The following is a 17,766-nucleotide window of genomic DNA, read 5'->3' on the forward strand; positions in this document are numbered from 1 at the left end:
CTTGCACCTTCCGGTGCGTCGTGATTGGGCGCGCAGTTCCTCGCGCCCCTGGGGGGTGCCCTCTTCCCGCTGGGTGAGCGTTTTTCAGGGGCGCGGGGAACTGCGCGCCCAGCCCACATGGGCGGAAAGAAGCACCGCCACAGCACGTGGCAATCACCTGTGCGCCCCCGCCCAGGGAAGGACAGGGGCGCAGGTTGAGGGGCGGCCTCTCCCCGGAGGGGGCTAGTCCTTCAGGAGGGTGAAGTCGGCCGTGGTCGTCGCGGCCTTGACGATGCGGATCGTCGTGACCGTCGGCTGGAAGCCGTCCTTCGCGACGATCACCGTCAGGGGGTTGTTACGGACGTCGAGCCACAGCGCGTACGTACCGTCCTTGGCGGTCTTGAGGGTGTAGTGGGTGGCCCACGTGTTGATCTGGACCGTGGCGCCGCTCAGCGGCGCACCGCCGCCGGTGACCGTACCGGTGATCTTGCCCCACGTGGCGGGGGGCTTGACGGTGAGGGAGACGTTCACCGGCGCGAGCGGGTAGGGCGTGTCGGAGCCGAGCCCGAGCGTGGCGGTGAACGTACCGGGCTGGCTGATGTCCGGCGCGGCGGCGTCGAGCGTGACGGTCACGCTCGCGCTGGCACCCGGTGCGAGGGTGACCGTGTCGGTGCTTTCACTCAGCCAGCTGACGTCGGCGGTGTCGGTCTGGTCGTATCCGGGCAGGACTTCCGCGGTCTTCGCGGGGACCTGGCCCGCGAGGCCGCCGACGGCGTAGAAGCCGGCGGCGCCGCCGCCGCGGTACAGGGAGGCGGTGGCGTTGGGCAGCGCGGTCCAGGTGTTGTCGTCGGGCTGGTAGGCCCAGGTCTGGTTGGTGAGTGCGGCGCCTCCGTTGACGGCACCGCCCTTGACCAGGAGCAGGCCGTTGGCGGAGGTGTAGGCGGCGCCCCACGCGTCGGTGGGCTGGTCGGCGATCGGCGACCAGCTGTCGGCTGCCGGGTCGTAGACGTAGCCGTGCGTGAGGGTGCCGGCGTCGATGGTGCCGCCGGCACAGTAGAGCTTGCCGCTGATGGCGCCGCAGGACTCCCAGGCGACGTCCTCGGGGTAGGAGGCTGCGGTGGACCAGGTGTTGGTGGCCGGGTCGTACGCCGTGACGTCGGTGGTGCCGCAGGCGTCGGCGGTGCAGCCGCCGACGGAGTAGAGCTTGCCGCCGAGCACCGCGGTGCCCGCGCCGGCGTAGGGCTTGGGTGAACTGGCCCCGCTGCTCCAGGTGTCGGTGGCGATGTCGTAGATCTCCAGCTTGGCGTCGGGGTTGCCGTTGGCGCCCCAGCCGCCGGATGCGTAGAACTTGCCGTTGATGATGCCGTGGGCGGGTGCCTCGCGGGTGTCGGCGGCGGAGGCGAGCTTGGTCCAGGTGCCGCTGTCGGCGCTGTAGGCGTACATGTCGCTGGTGTCGTCGAGCCCGGTGTAGCCGAACGCCGAGTAGACGGTGCCCTGGTAGCCGGCGACGGCGTTGTCGCCGACGGTGACCGGCAGGTCGGGCACCGGCTGCCAGGCGTCGCCCGCGGCGGTGCCGGCGGCGGCGGTGGCGGCCTTGGCGCCCGCGGTGGCACCGGACTTGGCGCTGTGCGCGGCGAGCGAGAGCGGCGAGTAGTCGCCCTTGACGAGGTTGAGCGGGGCGCCGGCCTTGGCGACGACGACTCCGCCCGGGTTCTCGCCCAGGGTCAGGGTGGCCGGTGCGGTGCCGGTGTTCTTGACCGTGACGTTCTGGGTGGTGCTCCTGCCCCAGGCGACGGTCTTGTCGATCGCGGCCGGGGTGACCTTCAGCCGCCCCGCCTTGAGGGTGAGGTTGCGCCGGACGGTGCCGTCGGGCGGGATGTTGGCGGTGGCGGAGGCGGTGGTGTAGTGCGAGGCCGCCGCGCTGACCGGGTGCTTGCCCGTGAGGTGCGAGAAGGTCCAGTAGAAGCCGTCGGGCTCGTTGGGGTCGGCGGGCGTGGCGGTGCTGGTGGTGTGGTCGGCGGGCTGGTCGGTGCTGGTGACGGTCGCACCGTTGACGCCGGCCTTGGTGTTGGCGTCGGTCACGGTGCCGACGACGAGGCCGCCGGGCACCGGGTCGTAGCTGCGCTTGCCGACGAAGACGTTGTCCAGCTGCCACCAGTACGCCCAGGTGCCGGTGTAGTGGAAGCGCAGCCGTACGTCGCTCTTGCCCGCGTAGTCGGTCAGCGGGATCTCGACGTGCGCGGGTCCGGCCACCGAGGTGGTGGTCTTCTCCCACACCGTGGACCAGGTCGTGCCGCCGTCGGCGGAGACGTCCACGTCCGCGGTGGAGTTGGAGAACTCCTTGTAGTCGGTGTCGAAGCCGAGGATCGGCGCGCTCTGGCCGGTCAGGTCGTAGGACGGGGACAGCAGCGAGGTGTCCTGGTCCAGGCCCTGGCCGATGTCGTCGCTGTCGATGACGGCGAAGCCGCCGCTGCCGCCGGTGCGGTTGCCGCGCTTGCCCGGGTCGTCGAAGGTCCAGCCGCCGCTGGTGCCCTCGGCGTTGGCGACGCTCCAGCCGGCGGGGGCCGCGGTGGTGGCGGTGAACGGCTCGGTGGTGCCGTCCAGATGCACCGCGTAGCCGGGCGCCTCGGTGGACGAACCGTCCACGGGCACGGCCACGTTGAGCGTCCGGTCGGCGGCGGCGAGCTGCACCGTCTTGCTGACGGCCTGGTAGCCGGGGTAGTTGGCGGTGACGTGCAGCGTGTAGCTCGCGTTCTGCGGCAGCGTCAGGGTGTACGCGCCGGTCGCCGGGTCGGTGAAGACCGGGCCGCCGGGGACGCCGTCGGCGGTGATCGAGGCGTACAGCGGCCAGCCGTGCCCCGAGCCGTCGGCGACCTTGCCCGACACCGTCCTGGTCGGGACCGCGTCGAGGGCGAAGGACTCGGTGACGGTGGCGCCGTCGGCGAGGTCGACGGCGGTGGCGCTGCCGCTGCTGTAGCCGTACGCGGCGGCCGTCAGGTCGTAGCTGCCGGGCGGCACGTCGAGCTTGTAGGTGCCGTCGGCGCCGGTGGTGGCGGTGTGGTCACCTGCCTTGACGGTGGCGCCGGCGATCGGTGCGCCGGTGGCGTGGTCGGTGACGGTGCCGGTGAAGACGCCGTGCGGGCCGCTGGTGAAGGCGGCGAGCCCGTTGGGGGTGCCGAGTCCTGTGGGGCCGTCCCAGCCGGGGCCCGCGGTGCACAGGGCGGCGGGGCTGCAGGAGCCGTTGTCGCCCTCGGTGACGTCGTTGAGTGAGCCGGGCTTGGCGTACGGGTAGGCGTTGGGGTACGTGCCGTCGCCGGGGGTGCCGGCCGACGCGTAGACGCCGGCGATCAGCGGGGACGACGCACTGGTGCCGCCGTAGACCGCCCAGCCGTCGTTGCCGTAGGTCTGGTAGACCGCGACGCCGGTTGCCGGGTCGGCGACCGCCGCGACGTCGGCCTCTCCCCGCATGTCGCACACGGTGTCGGTCTGGAAGGCGGGCTTGGGCTCGTAGAGCGAGCAGCCGGAGCCGGGGCCGCCGTAGGCGTTGTTCCACACCGACTCGCTCCAGCCGCGGGCGGTGCCGGAGTCCCGGGTCAGCGCGGTGCCGCCGACCGCCGTGACGTACGGCGAGACGGCCGGGTAGCTGACGCCGTAGCCGTCGTCACCGGACGAGGCGACGACCGCGACGCCCGGGTGGTTGTAGTACGGGTCCATGCTGGTGGCTTCCGACGGGTCCTCACCGCTGCCGGGAGTGCTGTCGTAGCCCGTTCCGTAGGAGTTGGAGACGTACTTCGCGCCGAGCGCGACCGCCTGGTCCACCGAGGCGCCCAGGTCGTCGAAGAACGCCGAGTCCGCCTCGACCAGCAGGATGTGCGCGTTGGGCGCGGCCGCGGAGACCATGTCGAGGTCGAGGGAGATCTCGCCGGCCCAGTCCGGGTCGGGGTCGGGCAGGTCGCCGCCGCCGCGCTGGCTGACCTTGCTGAAGCAGCCGTTGGCGGTGGTGCACTCCGGCAGCCCGTACTGCTGGCGGTAGACCGCCAGGTCCGCCTCCGCGGTCGGGTCGTCGTAGGCGTCCACGATGGCCACGGTCTGGCCTGCGCCGCCGTCGGGCGGCAGTGCGTACGCGCTCTGCAGATCGGTGGCGCCGAAGCCGTCGGGGGTGGCGGCGTGCGGCTGCACCCCGGCCCTGGCCGGTACGTCGGTCCTGCGCAGCGCGAAGCAGGAGAACTCCCCCGGCTTGGCGTCCGCGCACTGGCGTACGACGTCGGGCCGGTTCGACGGTGCCGCTGACGCCGGTGCGGCGGTGGGCAGTTGGAGGCCCACGACGGCGAGGGCGGCCGACGCGAGAAAGGCCACCACACCGGCGGTGCGGCGGCTGCGTCTGGGAACGGGTATGCGCAAGGGGATCTCCCTGGGGGCAGTGGGACCGCAGCGCGGCGGTGCCCGCCGCGAGGGTCGCGGTCGATCAGACCGCTGGCGTATACCTGTGCCACACAAGCACCAAGGATTCGTCAAACCCTTGTCGAATACCTGACATCGGGGGTCCCGCTGGGCGGAGTCGCCTTCCCGTCATCCGGACGGGCGGCGCGCACTTCCGCCGTCCTGGCCGCCGGGCAGGCCGGGTAACTCGCCCTGCACATCGTCCAGCCAGCCGTGCCGGGCGGCGTGCCACACCAGCTGGATACGGTTGTCGACCCCCGCCTCGCGCTGCATCGCCGCCACGTGGCGCTGCACGGTGCGCACCGCCACACCGAGCGAGCGGGCCATCGCCGCGTCCGTGCTGCCGCTCACCAGCATCGCCAGGATCCGCGAGCGCAGGGCGCTGCGCGGCTGCCGGTCGTCGGGGCGGCGCACCAGCGGCACACCGCCCGCCCACACCGCGTCGAACAGCGCGGTGAGCGTGTCCAGCAGGGGACTTGGCAGCACCACCAGCATCACCGGGTCGGCGTCCTGGTCCGCGGCCGGCGGCAGCAGGGCGACCTCGCGGTCGGCGATCCCCAGCCGGGCCGGCAGCCGGCCGACCACCCGGGCGGCGATCTGCGGGTCCCCCGGCGGCCCGAACGCCCCGGCCGCCTCGAGTCCCGCCCGCTCGAACACCACCCGCCGCCGTACGCCGCCGGGCAGCGGTTCGCGCGGGGCGACCGCGGGTCCCGGCACGAAGGAGGCGATCTCGCGGCGGGCCGAGCCGCGGAAGTCCTCCACCCGGCGGCGGATCGCCGCCGCACCCGCCACCACCTGCACGGCCTCCTCGGCCCTGTGGCCCTGGTGGACGCGCTGGTACTCCACGTCGAGGCGGTCGAGTAACTCCGCGCCGAGCCGCAGCTGCTCCTGTGCGCGCGACAGCAGCGGCCGGAAGCCGGCATGCGGCGGGACGGGATACCAGTTCCCGTCCCGCCCGCGCCGGGCCAGGCCGCGCGCCGCCAGCTCGCCGCACGCGGCCTGCCCCCGGTCCGCCGCCACGCCCATCTGGCGGGCCAGTTCCGCGGGCGCCACGCCCCGGTTCGACACCAGGAGCGAATACGCCTGGTCGGCGTCCGGACTCAACCCCAGCGCCTCAAACGGACGTTCGGTCATGTCAGCGGACTCTAGCGTCCGGCGCCCCGCCGGACGCCCCGTTTCCCCGGACGACGCCCCCTCCGCGCCGGACGGCGCCCCCGGGAGGCGCTGGGGGTACCCCAGGCGAAGCTCTGGGGACGGACCTGCGCGCCCGCCCCCACGGGCCGTCGCGGGGCGACGGACCGCAACCACCCCAGGGGCGCGGGGAACTGCGCGACCAGCCCCCACCGGCCGGTGGTCCGGCACGGACCGGACAGCCCCCTTCGGTCGGTGACGACCCGCGCCCCGGTGGGGGCTCGGCGCGCAGTTCCCCGCGCCCCTGAGGGTTGCCCCCTTGCGCAGGGGGAGCCGCCCGAGCCGCCGGGGCCGGCGGACGCTCGCCCTCTGCGGAAGAGGGGCCGCCCTCCGCGCAGGAGGTCAGGTCAGGGAGGCCAGCTCCCGGTCGACGGCGGCCTGGTGGAGGGCGGCGTCCTCACGGGCTTTGCGGGGGCTCCAGCGCCCGGCCATCAGGAAGACGAAGGGCAGGAAGAGGACCTGGCCGCCGACGCAGATCCACCACCAGGTGCGCCACTGTGAGGGGCCGTCGTGCGCGGCCTTCTGGACCTTCGTCCCGTACTTCTGCAGCACCGCCAGCTGCGGCCCGGCCTTCTGGACGGTCGCGAGGTCGGCCGGGCCGACCTCCTGGACGGCGCGGGCGGTGACGTCGGCGGGCGCCTTGCCCGCCGGGTACTTGCCCAGCTCCGCGAAGATGTCCTGGTGGGCGCCGACGATCGCCAGCGCGGGCCCCGCCTGCGCCTGCGCCGCCGTGACCTGCGGCCCGTGGTCGACGAGCGGGGTCACCGAGGTGACGAGCACCGGGATGAAGGCCGCGGAGACCGCGACCACGATCCGTATCGTCCAGCCCCACACCGCCAGGCCCGTCGCCGTGGCGGCCGGGTTGTGCTTCTCGACCGTCTCGGTGAAGCCCGCCATCCACGGGCCGTAGGCCACCCCGCTGAAGACGCCGATGCCGACGAAGAGCCAGGCGAAGGTGTAGTAGTCGGTGGTCGGGTGGGTCGCCCTGGTGGCGAAGACCGCCGTCATCACGATGGAGCCGACCGCCCCGACGACCATGAAGGGCTTGCGCACCTTGAGCCGGTCGGACAGCAGGCCGACCACGACCAGCGCGATGGCGTTGGCGGCCCAGTACCAGTTGGCGACCGCGTTGGCGCGCTGCTCGCTGTAGCCGTAGGTGGTGGCGAAGTAGACGACGAAGTTGCCGACGGCGGCGAAGTACAGCAGCAGGAAGAGGGCGATGGCCAGGCCGGAGCCCGCGATGTCCAGCCGCAGCATCTGCCGCCATTCGGCACGCCGGCCGGCCTGCGGGTCGATGCCCTTGGCTCGGGCCTCGACCAGGGCGCGGTCCCGCAGGGTGACCATGATCTGGTCGCGGAGCCGCGGGGACAGCTCGCGCAGGGCGACGATCGCCACGACGAAGACCACCAGGCCCGACAGGGCGGAGTAGCGCAGTTCGTCCTGCCAGCTGGAGGTGTCCAGGGTCTGGCTGGTGACGGTGGTGACGACCAGGCTGCCGACCACCGGCCCCATCGTCCAGGCGCCCATCGCCGTGGCCCGGCCGAGCTGCGGTGAGAAGTCCCTGATCAGTGCGGGCGTGGCGACCAGCACGATGCCCTCGACGATGCTGACCAGTGCGAAGAGCACCAGGTAGACGGCCTTGCTGCCGGCGTTCGGCAGTCCGAAGTAGACCAGCAGCGAGGCGATCAGCAGGCCGTAGACCACCATGTTGGCCCGGCCCCATCGGTCGGCGAGCCCGGCGACGAGCGAGGCGAAGGCGCCGACGGCGTTGCCGATCACCGAGACCCACACGAAGTAGCGGTAGGTCATGTCGAAGTGGGTGATGATCGACGTGGCGACCGCGTACTGGATGTAGAGCATGTAGTAGAGCACGACCGTGGTGACCACCACGATGGCCAGATACGCCATCCGCGGGCCGGTGGCCGGGTAGGCGGCCAGATCGCGGCGGTAGAGCCGCTGCAGCAGTGTGGGGGCGTCGCCACCCGCGGCCTGTGGTCCCGGTCTGTTGGCGTCGAACGACGTCGGTGTGGCGGACATGCGGCTCCTCCTGGAGGTACGGGAAAACCGGGTGGAGTGACGGAGTGTGGCCAGAGGCTAGTACCGACCGGTCGGTATGCCTAGGGGTCTGCACGATGTCCTTCACACGGCCGCCGGCGGACCCCCTGGAAGGGAGCCCGCCGGCGTCGTACCGCGGTGGAGATGGAGCAGCTGTCAGCTGGCGGTGCAGGTCAGCGTCGGCGTGCCGACCGAGCCTGACGAGGTGCCCTGGAAGCCGAAGCTGGTCGAGGCGGCGGGTGCGATCGTCCCGTTGTAGGACAGGTTCACCGCGCTGACCGACGAGCCGGTCTGGGTGATGGTGGCGCTCCAGCCGGAGGTCTCCTGCTGGTTGCCGCCCCAGGTCCAGGCGACCTTCCAGCCGGAGGTCGCGGTGGTGCCGGTGTTGGTCACGGTGACCGATGCGGTGAAGCCGGCGTCCCACTGGTTGTCCACGTGCAGGGTGGCGGTGCAGCCCTTGTTGCCGGTGCCGCCGGTGCTGCCGGACGACGTACCGGTGCTCGTACCGGTCGAGGTGCCGGTCGAGGTGCCGGTGGACGTACCCGTGGACGTGCCGGTGCTCGTACCCGTGGAGGTGCCGGTCGAGGTGCCGGTGGACGTACCGGTGGAAGTGCCCGTGGACGTACCGCCGTTGGTGCCGCCGGTCGAGCCGCCGAAGGTCGGGGCCTTGATGCTGCTCAGGTAGCCGTCCTTGACGGTGTCGACGGTCTGCCAGTCGTCCTTGAGGATGCCGCCGGTGTCACCGGAGTCGGGGTTCCAGGACCAGAAGGTCCAGCTCATGCTGTCGCCGCCGTTGCCGGAGGTCGGCAGCATGTAGCTGACCAGCGCCTTGAGCCACTGCTGGTCGATGGTGGACTGCAAGGTGGTGCCGAACTCGCCGACCCACACGGGGGCGATGTTCTGCTTGAAGAGGTAGCCCCAGTACTTGTCCCAGACGCCCGGCATGTTCGACGGGAAGCTCGGGTCGGTGAACCAGGTCTGCTGGGCGACCGAGGTGGCGTAGTCGTGGGCCGAGTACACGACCCGGTTGGCGACGTTGAGTTCGACCGGGTACTGCCCGGCGCCCATCAGGTTGCCGCCCCACCAGCCGGAGGTGCCGTTGAAGGTCTGGATGCCCTCGACGAAGATCAGCAGGCTGGGGTTGACGCCGAGGATCGCGTTGCCCGCGCGCTCGGCCGCGAGCCGCCAGTCGACGGTGGTGTCGCCGCAGCCCCAGCAGGCCGGGTCGTGCGGCTCGTTGTGCAGGTCGATGCCGACGACAGCGGTGTTGCCCTGGTAACGGGTCGCCAGCGCCTTGAGGTTGGTGATCCAGGTCGACTCGGGGACGCTGCTGGTGTACCACAGGGCGGACTGCTGGCTGGAGTCCGGGCGGTGCCGGTCGAGGATGACCCGCAGGCCGATCGATCCCGCGTAGTTGACGATCTTGTCCATGATCTGCAGCGGGCTGAGCCCCTGCAGGTCGGTGTTCATGTTGTAGAACGTGATGCTGTTGGCCGCGGCGCCCGGCTTGAAGATGTCGTCGCTGTAGGGCAGCCGGATGGTGTTGTAACCGAGCGTCTTCATCTGGTCGATCATGCTCTTGTAGTCGCGCGACCAGAGGCCGTGCACGACCTCGTTGCTGGTCTCGAAACCGAACCAGTTGATGCCCGCGATACGCACCGGCTGGTTGCTTGAGTCCAGGATCTGCCGGCCGCTGGTGTGCCAGTAGCCGGTGCCCGCTGCGGCCGGCGCGGCGGCGGCGTTGGCGTGGCTCTGCCCCGCGAGCGACAGCAGCACGAGCATCGCGGCCGCGACGACGGCGGCGAGCACCACGCGCAGCCGGGACAGGCTTCTCAGCGGACTTCGGACGTCCGGATTGGGAACCACGGTGCGCTTCCTCTCGGTGGGGGGATGGAACGCTTCAGTTCGTGGCGTGACGGGTGATCAGGAAGCCTGTGGGAGCGCTCCCATCCGCAACTGTATGGAAGCGACGACACCCGAGGGCCGTCAAGGGGTCGCGCAGCCTTCAAGTTGTGAAGCGGGGAAATCGGGTGGCGCCGGGACCACGAGTGAGGCTTACCTAAGTACGATCAGGGTTACCTACGCGGCAAGAGATACGCGGCAAGAGAGCGGGGCTCATTCATGGCGGACTCGGCGGACAGGGCGCAGCGGCCCGCACGCAGGACTCCCACGCCGCGGCACGCCACCGTGGTGCACACCGAGCGGCTGACGCCGCACATGATCCGGGTCGTGCTGGTGGTCGACCCGGCCGACCGGCCCGACATCGGCGCCTACACCGACGCCTACGTCAAACTCGTCTTCGCGCCGCCCGGCGTGGCCTATCCCGAGCCGCTGGACCTCGAAGCGGTGCGCCGCGACCTGCCGCGCGAGCAGTGGCCGCGCACCCGTACGTACACGGTGCGGGCCTGGGACGCGGCGACCGGCACGCTCACCGTGGACTTCGTCCACCACGGCGACGAGGGCCTGGCAGGCCCGTGGGCGGCGGCGGCCCGGCCGGGCGACGGCATCTCCTTCCTCGGCCCCGGCGGCGGCTACGCCCCCGACCCGGCCGCCGACTGGCACCTGCTCGCGGGTGACGAGAGCGCACTGCCCGCCATCGCGGCGGCCGTGGAGCAGCTGCCGCCCGGCGCGGTGGCGAAGGTCTTCGTGGAGGTCGCGGGACCGGCGGAGGAGCAGAAGCTGCTGGTGCGCGGCGACGTGGAGGTGCGCTGGCTGCACCGGGGCAGGCGGCCGGTCGGCGAGGCGCTGGTGGCGGCGGTCACCGCACTGGACTTCCCGCCGGGGGACGTGCAGGTCTTCATCCACGGCGAGGCGGGCGCCGTCAAGGAGCTGCGGCGCTTCGTGCGGCTGGTGCGCGGCATCGCCCGCGAGCGCCTGTCGGTGTCGGGCTACTGGCGGCGCGGCGCCGACGAGGACGGCTGGCAGTCCTCCAAGCGGGAGTGGAATGCGGAGGTGGAGCGCGAGCACGAGGGCGGCGGGCGGCCCTAGCGGCGCTCCGGTGGCGTCCCGGTGGCAGTGCAGGGCTGAACTTGGCGTTGTACGCCGGGCGTTGTCCGCGGGCGCCGATGGGCGGCGGGGGCTCGGTGATGATGGGGAACGGTCCGAGATGTCGTACGTCCCCTCGCAGAAGGAGCCGTGCCATGCCCCTGCGCGAAAACGTCCGCTTCGACAGCGGCGGCGTCCAGCTCGCCGGTCACCTCTTCCTGCCCGACCCGCCGTCGGGCTCCGCGGGCGGCGGTGCGGCCGGTCCGCTCGCGGGAGTCGTGGTCGCCGGGACGTGGACCAGCGTCAAGGAGCAGATGGCCGACCGGTACGCCGAGGAGCTGGCCCGGCGCGGCCATGCGGCGCTGGCCTTCGACTTCACCGGGTACGGGGAGTCCGCCGGTGAGCCGCGCGACTGCGAGTCGCCGCGGCTGAAGGTCCGCGACCTGCGGGCGGCGGCCGGCTTCCTGACCGCGCGCCCTGAGGTGGCGGACGGCCGGCTCGGGGTGCTGGGGGTGTGCGCGGGGGCGATGTACGCCAGTGCCTTCGCCGCCGAGGACGCACGCGTGCGCTCGGTGGCCCTGGTGGCGCCGTGGCTGCACGACCGCCGCATCTGCGAGGAGAACTACGGCGGCCCCGAGGGGATCGCGGCGAAGCAGGCCGCGGCGGCCGAGGCCCGCCGCCGGTACGAGGAGACCGGGGAGGTCCGCTACGTGCCGGTGGTCAGCGGCAGCGACCCGGATGCGGCGATGCCGTTCGACATCGACTTCTACCTCGACCCGGCGCGCGGCGGGATTCCCGAGTGGTCCAACCGCTATGCCGTCATGGCCTGGTCGGAGTGGCTGGACTTCGACGCCGTCGCGATCGCCCCGCGGGTGACCGCGCCCGTGCTGCTCGTGCACAGCGAGGACGCCGCCATCCCGGACGGTGCCCGGCGCTTCCACGAGGGCCTGGCCGGGGAGCGGACGTTCGTCTGGACCGACGGCATCCAGTTCGACTTCTACGACCAGGCGCCGCAGGTCGGCCGTGCGGCCGACGAGGCGGCGGCGCACTTCGCCCGCACCCTGTGAGCCGGCCCGCCCGCCGGGAGGCGGGCGGGCCGGCACGAGGGGGTCAGACGGACTGCTGGTAGGAGCGGAAGGTGCGGGTGGACAGCCACACCGCGACCACCGCAAGGGCCAGCAGGGCGCCGCCGCGGGTGAGCACGTCGCCCCAGTCCGGGTCCGCGGACATCGCCGAACGCCCGGCGACCAGCGCCCAGTTGACCGGGTTGCCGTCGGCGACGTGCCGCATCCACGAGGGCATCAGCCCGGGTGCCATGAAGGCCGAGGACAGGAAGGTCAGCGGCAGCAGCAGGAAGGTGTTGATGCCGATGATGCTCTCCCGCTGCCTGACCAGCATGCCCACCGCGTTGGAGCCGGCTCCGAAGACCGTGCCCAGCAGCACGGACGCGACCAGCAGGACGAGCAGCCCGCCGACGCCGCCGGGGTAGTCGGCGCCGCCGAGCTTGCCGAGCAGCACGATCAGCACCGACTGGGCTGCGGTGCTGACGCCCTGCTGCACCACGTTGGCGTTCATCAGCGCGGCCCGGCTGACCGGAGTGGTCAGGAAGCGGTTGAGGGTGCCGCGCTCGATCTCCTCCAACGTGCCCATGCCGGCCCACATGTTGGAGGACACCGCGCTCATCACGACCACGCCGGGCACCAGGTAGTCCAGGTACGACCCGGCGCCGAAGCCGGGGAGTTCGACCACCTTGCGGAAGAGCGAGCCGAACAGGAAGAGCCAGATGACCGGTTGGACCAGGGTGACGACCAGGAAGATCGGCTGACGCAGGATCGCGGTGAGCTGGCGCTGCGTCATATACCAGGTCTGGTACAGGGTTTCGGTGCTCATCGGGCGCCCGCCCTTCCGGCCGCGGGGGCCGCGGGCTCGACGTCCGTACCGCCAGGACCGCCCGTACCGCCGCCGGTGCTCGCCCCCGTACCGCTGTCGGCGTCGGCGAACCGCCGCCCGGCGTACCGCAGGTAGACGTCGTCCAGCGACGGCCTGGCCACGGTCACCGACGCCACCGCGGCGCCCTGCTGTTCGAGTACGGCCAGCACGTGTGGTACGGCGGCGGGTCCGTCGTCGGCGCGGGCGCTGAGCCGCCGGCCGTCGACGGCCACCTCGCGCACCGCGGCGAACTCGCCCAGTGCGGTGGCCAGCAGCCGGGCGTCGACCTCGTCGGGGGTGTCGCCCAGCTCCACGTGGACGGCGTCGCCGTGCAGTTCGCCCTTCAGCTCGTCGGGGGTGCCCTCGGCGACCACCCGGCCGCGGTCGACGATCGCGATCCGCTCGGCGAGCCGGTCGGCCTCCTCCAGGTAGTGCGTGGTGAGCACGATGGTCAGGCCCTCCTCGCCCGCCAGCCGGGCGATCTCCTCCCACATCGCGGTGCGCGCCTCGGGGTCGAGGCCGGTCGTCGGCTCGTCCAGGAAGAGGACCTGCGGGCGGTGCATCAGGCCCAGCGCCACGTCCAGCCGGCGCTGCATGCCGCCGGAGTACGTACGCACCAGGCGGCGGCCGGCGTCGGCCAGGTCGAAGCGTTCGAGCAACTCATCGGCTCGGCGCCCGACCTCCGGGCCGCGCCGGCCGTACAGCCGCCCCTGGAGCAGCAGGTTCTCCCGCCCGGTGGCGACCGGGTCGGCCCCGGACTTCTGCGCCACGACGCCGATCGCCCGGCGCACCCGGTCGGGGTGGCGCAGCGCGTCGTGCCCCGCGACCAGGGCGGTGCCGCTGTCGGGGCGGGCCAGGGTGGTGAGGATCTTGACCGTGGTGGACTTGCCCGCGCCGTTGGGGCCGAGCAGTCCGAAGACGGTGCCCGCGGCGACGGTGACGCCCATGCCGTCCAGGGCTCTCACCCCGCCGGGGTAGGTCTTGGTCAGCCCGGCCGCCTCGACGGCGGGCGCTGCGGTGGTCATGGTGGTGCTCCTCCGGGTCTGGGCGTGCGGTGGGCCGGCCGGCGGGCCGGCGGCTGGGCCGGCCCGTGGGCGGGCCGGGTCACCGGAGCGCCTGCGGGGAGGAGCCGGGCTATCGTGGGTGTGCCGCACCTCGATCGTCCGACGTCCGCTGCCGCGGGTGTCCGGTCGGTGGTTCGCGTTCCGGCGTCCGCTGTTGCAGCAGCGGGCGCCGGGGTCATGTCAGGCCGGTGCCTGGTCAGGTGGTGTCGAGAAGCTGCTCCTCCAACTGCGACCAGCCCTCCGGGATGTCGCCGGTCTCGTGCCAGCTGCGCCACTCGTCGAAGCCGGCCAGGTCACCCGCGGCGATCTCGGCGAGCAGGTCGCGGATCCAGCCGGCCTGCGCCTCGATCATGCGGGCCTTGTGGTCGGTCTCCAGCAGGAAGAGCCGGGGCAGCTCGTCGCCGAGTTTGGCCAGCACCCCGCGCAGGCCGGCGGCCTGGACTTCGAGAGCCGCGGCCCGCTCGGTGAGCAGCTCCACCGCCTCGTCCGGGTGCAGTGCCCCGATCAGCGACAGGCCGGCCTCGAAGGCCGGGTACTCCTGCGCCGGTACGGCGACCACGTCGGCGAGCCAGTCGTGCATCTCGACCCGGCCCTCGTCGGTGAGCCCGTACAGGGTGCGCTCGGGGCGGTTGCCCTGCCGCTGGACGTCGGCGACGGTCACGAAGCCGTGCTTCTCCAGGTTCTGGACCACGGTGTAGAGCGAGCCGTAGTTGATCTTGATGCTGTGTTCCTTGCCGCGCTGCCGCAGCACCCGGGCGATCTCGTAGGGGTGCATCGGGCGTTCGCTGAGCAGCACCATGACCGCGAGGGCCAGCGGGTTGGACAGTTTGCGGCGCTTCATCGCACTCCCTCGCCTCCGTCGCCCCTCGTCCGCAACCGCTCTCCGGTGCGGCATCCGCTGCCGTATATCCGTGGCCGAACATATCGCGTCTGGACCGGTCCGGCAACCACGATGTATCGCGAATTTCGATCGCCGGGATATATCGCGAGCCGGAACGCGCCCCGTGAGCACTTCGGCCCGCGCCCGACATGGCCGCGTCATGCCGGCGAAACAACGGCTCCCTAATTTCTGTCGATCGACAGGAATACCTGACCCAGGGGGCCGGACCATGACCGCCACCGCACCATCGGACGCCCGTTCACAACCGCCCGACCAGCACGGCCCCGAGGACACCGCGGGGCTCGCCGGCTTCGGCTACCGCCAGGAACTGCACCGCAGCCTCGGCCGCTACGCCTCCTTCGCGGCCGGCTTCTCCTTCATCTCGGTACTGACCACCGTCTTCCAGTTCTTCGCCTTCGGCTACTCCTTCGGCGGGCCGCGCTTCTTCTGGACCTGGCCCGCCGTCCTGCTCGGCCAGCTCCTCGTGGCCGCCTGCTTCGCCGAACTCGCCGCCCGCTACCCGATATCCGGCGCCATCTACCAGTGGTCCAGCCGGCTCAGCAACGCCGTCTTCGGCTGGTACGCCGGCTGGATCATGGTGCTCGGGCAGATCGTGGTCGTCGCGGCGGCGGCGCTCGCGCTGCAGGTCGTGCTGCCCGCCGTCTGGTCCGGCTTCCAGTTCGTCGGCACCGACACCTCGCCGGTGTCCTCCGACGGCGCCGCCAACGCGGCCGTCCTCGGCATCGTGCTGCTCGTGCTCACCACCGCGGTGAACCTGCTCGACAACAAGGTCATGTCCCTGGTCAACCGGATCGGGGTGACCGCGGAGATCGCCGGCGCCGTCCTGATCGTCGTCCTGCTGCTCACCCACGCCGACCGCTCCCCCGCGGTCACCGTGCACACCGGGGGCGGCGGATCCGCCCTGCTGGTCGGCTCCTTCGCCGCCGCCTACGTCATGATCGGCTTCGACAGCGCGGGCGAGATGAGCGAGGAGACCCGGCATCCGCGGCGGGTCGCGCCGCGCACGATCCTCACCGCGCTCACCGCGGCCGGCGTCCTGGCCTCGCTGCTCGTGCTGGCCGCGCTGCTCGCCGCCCCCAGCCTCACCGACGGCCGGCTCGGCACCGACGGGCTCTCCTACGTCCTCACCAGCCGGCTCGGCAGCGGGCTCGGCCGCGCCCTGCTGTGCGACGTGGCCCTCGCGGTGGCGGTCGCCACGCTGGCCATCCAGACGTCGGCGACCCGGATGCTCTTCTCGATGGCCCGCGACCGCGCCCTGCCGTTGTCCCCCGCGCTCTCCCGCGTCTCCCCCCGCACCGGGCAGCCCGCGGTGCCCGCACTCGTCGTCGGCGTGCTCTCCGCCGCCCTGCTGCTCATCGCGTTCGCCTCACCCGAGGCGTGGCTCGCCATCGGCACGACGTGCATCGTGATGCTCTACCTGGCCTACTCGATGGTGACCGGCCCCCTGCTGTGGCGCCGCCTGCGCTCCCCGCTGCCGCCCGCCCTCGACGAGTCCGGCGCACCCGTCTTCTCCCTGGGCCGCTGGGGCGTCCCGGTCAACGCCGCGGCCCTCCTCTACGGCCTCGCGATGACCGTCAACCTCGCCTGGCCGCGCTCCGCGGTCTACGACCCCTCGGGCACGCACTGGTACTTCCAGTGGTTCACCCTGCTCTTCCTGGCCGCCGCACTGGCCCTCGGCGCCGCCTGGCGTGCCGTCCGCCGCACCCGCTGACCCGCAGCGGGCGTGCCCCCGGCACCCTCACACGAGGTGGAGGGCGTGGAGGAGGCCGGGAGCCGACGCGACCAGGGTGAACCTGATCGTGCGGCCGGTGAGGCAGGTGGCGCTGAAGACGGCCGCACTCATCGGCGTACGGGCTGCGTACGCGCTGGTGAGGAGCAATGGGGGCAGGCCGGTGACCGCGCTGGTGAAGAGGACGGCGGCGGCCTGCCGCGGGCGGTCGAGGCGGGCGGTCGCCGCGGTGGTCCAGCGTCTGAACCTGCCGGGCGGCGCCGGGGTCGCCGACCGCGACGCGCCTTCGGCCCGGGTGAGGCGTCCCCTGATCCATACCGAGCGCAAAGTGCCGCGCACGGCAAGGAAGACGATCAGTTCGCCCGCGGTCTGGCCGGCCCCGGCAACGGTGCCCACCAGCCAGGCGGCGTCACCTGTGGTGGTGACGACGGCGATCACGTAGGGCTCGACCGGCGTCACGGGGAGGACGGCCGAGAGCGCGCCGACCAGCAGCGTGGTGGCGTATCCGGCGATCACGGTGCGGCCGGGGCGGGCGGGTCGGGCAGGCGCAGCAGCGCCACGAGGGAGGCCAGCTTGACCGCGGTCACGGCGGCGGCCAGCAGGGTCGGGGCCAGCGGCGCCGTGCTCACCGTGATGAGCACGACCCGCCCACCCGGGTCTCCTGACCGAGCCTCCGGGCCAGGAGCCCGTCGGGTATGTCCCCGGCCCAGTAGGTCAGGTAGGCCGCGACGAGCAGGGCGGTGCTCCTGGTGGTGATCGCGGTCGTGGCCAGGGAGACGGCGGCGGCGGTGCGTACCAGGGTGACGGCGTTGGGCACGTTGGCGACGGTGATCCCGCCGGTGCCGACGGGCGGGCGCGCGAGGCCGGCGGTGGTCATTCCGCGTCCTGGAGGATGCGTTGGACCTGCGTGAGCCGCTGGTTCATGTCGGCCAGCTGCGCCTGGACGTCGCTGAGCTTCTGGTTCGTCTCCTCCTGCGCGTCGGTGCCGCGCGCGGCGACCTCGCGGTTGCGGACGTCGTCGGCGGAACGCAGCCGGGTCGCCACGAACCAGATCACTGCGATCACGATGGCCCCGGCCGTGACGAGGGCGGCGGTTGCTGCGATGTCCGTTACTCGGATCCTTTCGGTGCGGCGCCGTGGTCGGCCGCGGGGTCGGTCAGGGTCGCCGCTGCGGTGGCGATCGATCCCGGGGTGAGGTGGAGCACGAAGGGTGCCGCCTCGTAGAACTTCAAGGCCTTGCCCTCGTCGGACAGTTCGAGCTGCGCGGTGACGAGCCCGGCCTTCTCCAGCTTGCGGAGGTGCACCTGGAGCAGTGCGCGGCTGATGCCGAGGTGCCGGGCCAGCTGCGATACGTACGCGCGTCCCTCGACGAGGGCGGCGAGCACCCGCATCCGGTGCGGGCTGGCGAGCGTGGACAGCACCTGAAGCAGCTCGTCTCCGGTCAGATCCGAGGTCTCCATATTCCCCCTATGCACATGCTAAGAAATGTTGGC

The 17,766-nt window shown here is 72.4% G+C and carries 15 protein-coding genes; 3 read left to right on the forward strand and 12 right to left on the reverse strand.

Translation table 11 applies throughout. The annotated features are described in order from the left end of the window. Positions 1-222: 222 nt before the first annotated feature. From JT723_RS17985 to JT723_RS18000, 4 genes are all read right to left on the reverse strand, one after another. Positions 223-4,380, reverse strand: a complete 4,158-nt coding sequence (locus tag JT723_RS17985; protein ID WP_240165794.1) for a carboxypeptidase regulatory-like domain-containing protein — start codon at positions 4,378-4,380, stop codon at positions 223-225. A 168-nt stretch (positions 4,381-4,548) separates the two neighbouring features. Then, positions 4,549-5,553, reverse strand: a complete 1,005-nt coding sequence (locus JT723_RS35800; protein ID WP_205045686.1) for a helix-turn-helix transcriptional regulator — start codon at positions 5,551-5,553, stop codon at positions 4,549-4,551. A gap of 399 nt (positions 5,554-5,952) precedes the next feature. After that, positions 5,953-7,647 (reverse strand): MFS transporter, encoded by a 1,695-nt coding sequence (locus JT723_RS17995; RefSeq protein WP_205045687.1) that lies wholly within the window; start codon positions 7,645-7,647, stop codon positions 5,953-5,955. 174 nt (positions 7,648-7,821) lie between these two features. Next, a complete protein-coding gene (locus JT723_RS18000; protein WP_205045842.1) occupies positions 7,822-9,447 on the reverse strand; it encodes a cellulase family glycosylhydrolase in 1,626 nt (541 codons plus the stop codon). A 339-nt stretch (positions 9,448-9,786) separates the two neighbouring features. Here JT723_RS18000 and JT723_RS18005 point away from each other — a divergent pair, with 339 nt between their 5' ends. Then, on the forward strand, positions 9,787-10,653 hold the full coding sequence (locus JT723_RS18005) for a siderophore-interacting protein (RefSeq protein ID WP_205045688.1): 867 nt from the start codon (positions 9,787-9,789) through the stop codon (positions 10,651-10,653). Positions 10,654-10,805: 152 nt separating this feature from the next. Further along, the gene (locus tag JT723_RS18010) at positions 10,806-11,717 is read left to right on the forward strand and encodes an alpha/beta hydrolase (RefSeq protein WP_205045689.1); all 912 of its coding nucleotides are present in this window, start codon (positions 10,806-10,808) and stop codon (positions 11,715-11,717) included. 43 nt (positions 11,718-11,760) lie between these two features. Here JT723_RS18010 and JT723_RS18015 read toward each other — a convergent pair whose 3' ends face one another. From JT723_RS18015 to JT723_RS18025, 3 genes are all read right to left on the reverse strand, one after another. After that, positions 11,761-12,540 (reverse strand): ABC transporter permease, encoded by a 780-nt coding sequence (locus JT723_RS18015; protein ID WP_205045690.1) that lies wholly within the window; start codon positions 12,538-12,540, stop codon positions 11,761-11,763. Then, on the reverse strand, positions 12,537-13,604 hold the full coding sequence (locus JT723_RS18020) for an ATP-binding cassette domain-containing protein (protein WP_205045691.1): 1,068 nt from the start codon (positions 13,602-13,604) through the stop codon (positions 12,537-12,539). Before JT723_RS18020 ends, JT723_RS18015 begins: the two co-directional genes overlap by 4 nt. A 235-nt stretch (positions 13,605-13,839) precedes the next feature. Continuing rightward, positions 13,840-14,484 (reverse strand): PadR family transcriptional regulator, encoded by a 645-nt coding sequence (locus tag JT723_RS18025; RefSeq protein WP_205045692.1) that lies wholly within the window; start codon positions 14,482-14,484, stop codon positions 13,840-13,842. 268 nt (positions 14,485-14,752) lie between these two features. Between JT723_RS18025 and JT723_RS18030 the strand changes: the two genes are divergently transcribed. Then, a complete protein-coding gene (locus tag JT723_RS18030) occupies positions 14,753-16,255 on the forward strand; it encodes an amino acid permease (protein WP_205045693.1) in 1,503 nt (500 codons plus the stop codon). A gap of 27 nt (positions 16,256-16,282) precedes the next feature. On the opposite strand, the gene JT723_RS18035 is transcribed toward JT723_RS18030, so the two are convergent. The 5 genes from JT723_RS18035 to JT723_RS18050 are packed head-to-tail and all read right to left on the reverse strand — an operon-like array spanning position 16,283 to position 17,733. Further along, positions 16,283-16,789, reverse strand: a complete 507-nt coding sequence (locus tag JT723_RS18035) for a hypothetical protein (protein ID WP_205045694.1) — start codon at positions 16,787-16,789, stop codon at positions 16,283-16,285. Next, a complete protein-coding gene (locus JT723_RS35805; RefSeq protein ID WP_265749687.1) occupies positions 16,786-16,914 on the reverse strand; it encodes a hypothetical protein in 129 nt (42 codons plus the stop codon). Before JT723_RS35805 ends, JT723_RS18035 begins: the two co-directional genes overlap by 4 nt. After that, entirely contained in the window at positions 16,899-17,150 is a 252-nt protein-coding gene (locus tag JT723_RS18040) for a CDP-alcohol phosphatidyltransferase family protein (RefSeq protein ID WP_205045695.1), read from the reverse strand. The genes JT723_RS35805 and JT723_RS18040 overlap by 16 nt, the downstream gene beginning before the upstream one ends. After that, on the reverse strand, positions 17,147-17,338 hold the full coding sequence (locus JT723_RS18045) for a hypothetical protein (RefSeq protein ID WP_205045696.1): 192 nt from the start codon (positions 17,336-17,338) through the stop codon (positions 17,147-17,149). Before JT723_RS18045 ends, JT723_RS18040 begins: the two co-directional genes overlap by 4 nt. Before the next feature lie 44 nt (positions 17,339-17,382). Then, positions 17,383-17,733: an ArsR/SmtB family transcription factor gene (locus tag JT723_RS18050; RefSeq protein ID WP_205045697.1), complete on the reverse strand. Its 351-nt coding sequence runs from the start codon at positions 17,731-17,733 to the stop codon at positions 17,383-17,385. Positions 17,734-17,766 lie beyond the last annotated feature (33 nt).

It is taken from the genome of Actinacidiphila bryophytorum (assembly GCF_016916835.1).
Lineage (GTDB): Bacteria > Actinomycetota > Actinomycetes > Streptomycetales > Streptomycetaceae > Actinacidiphila > Actinacidiphila bryophytorum.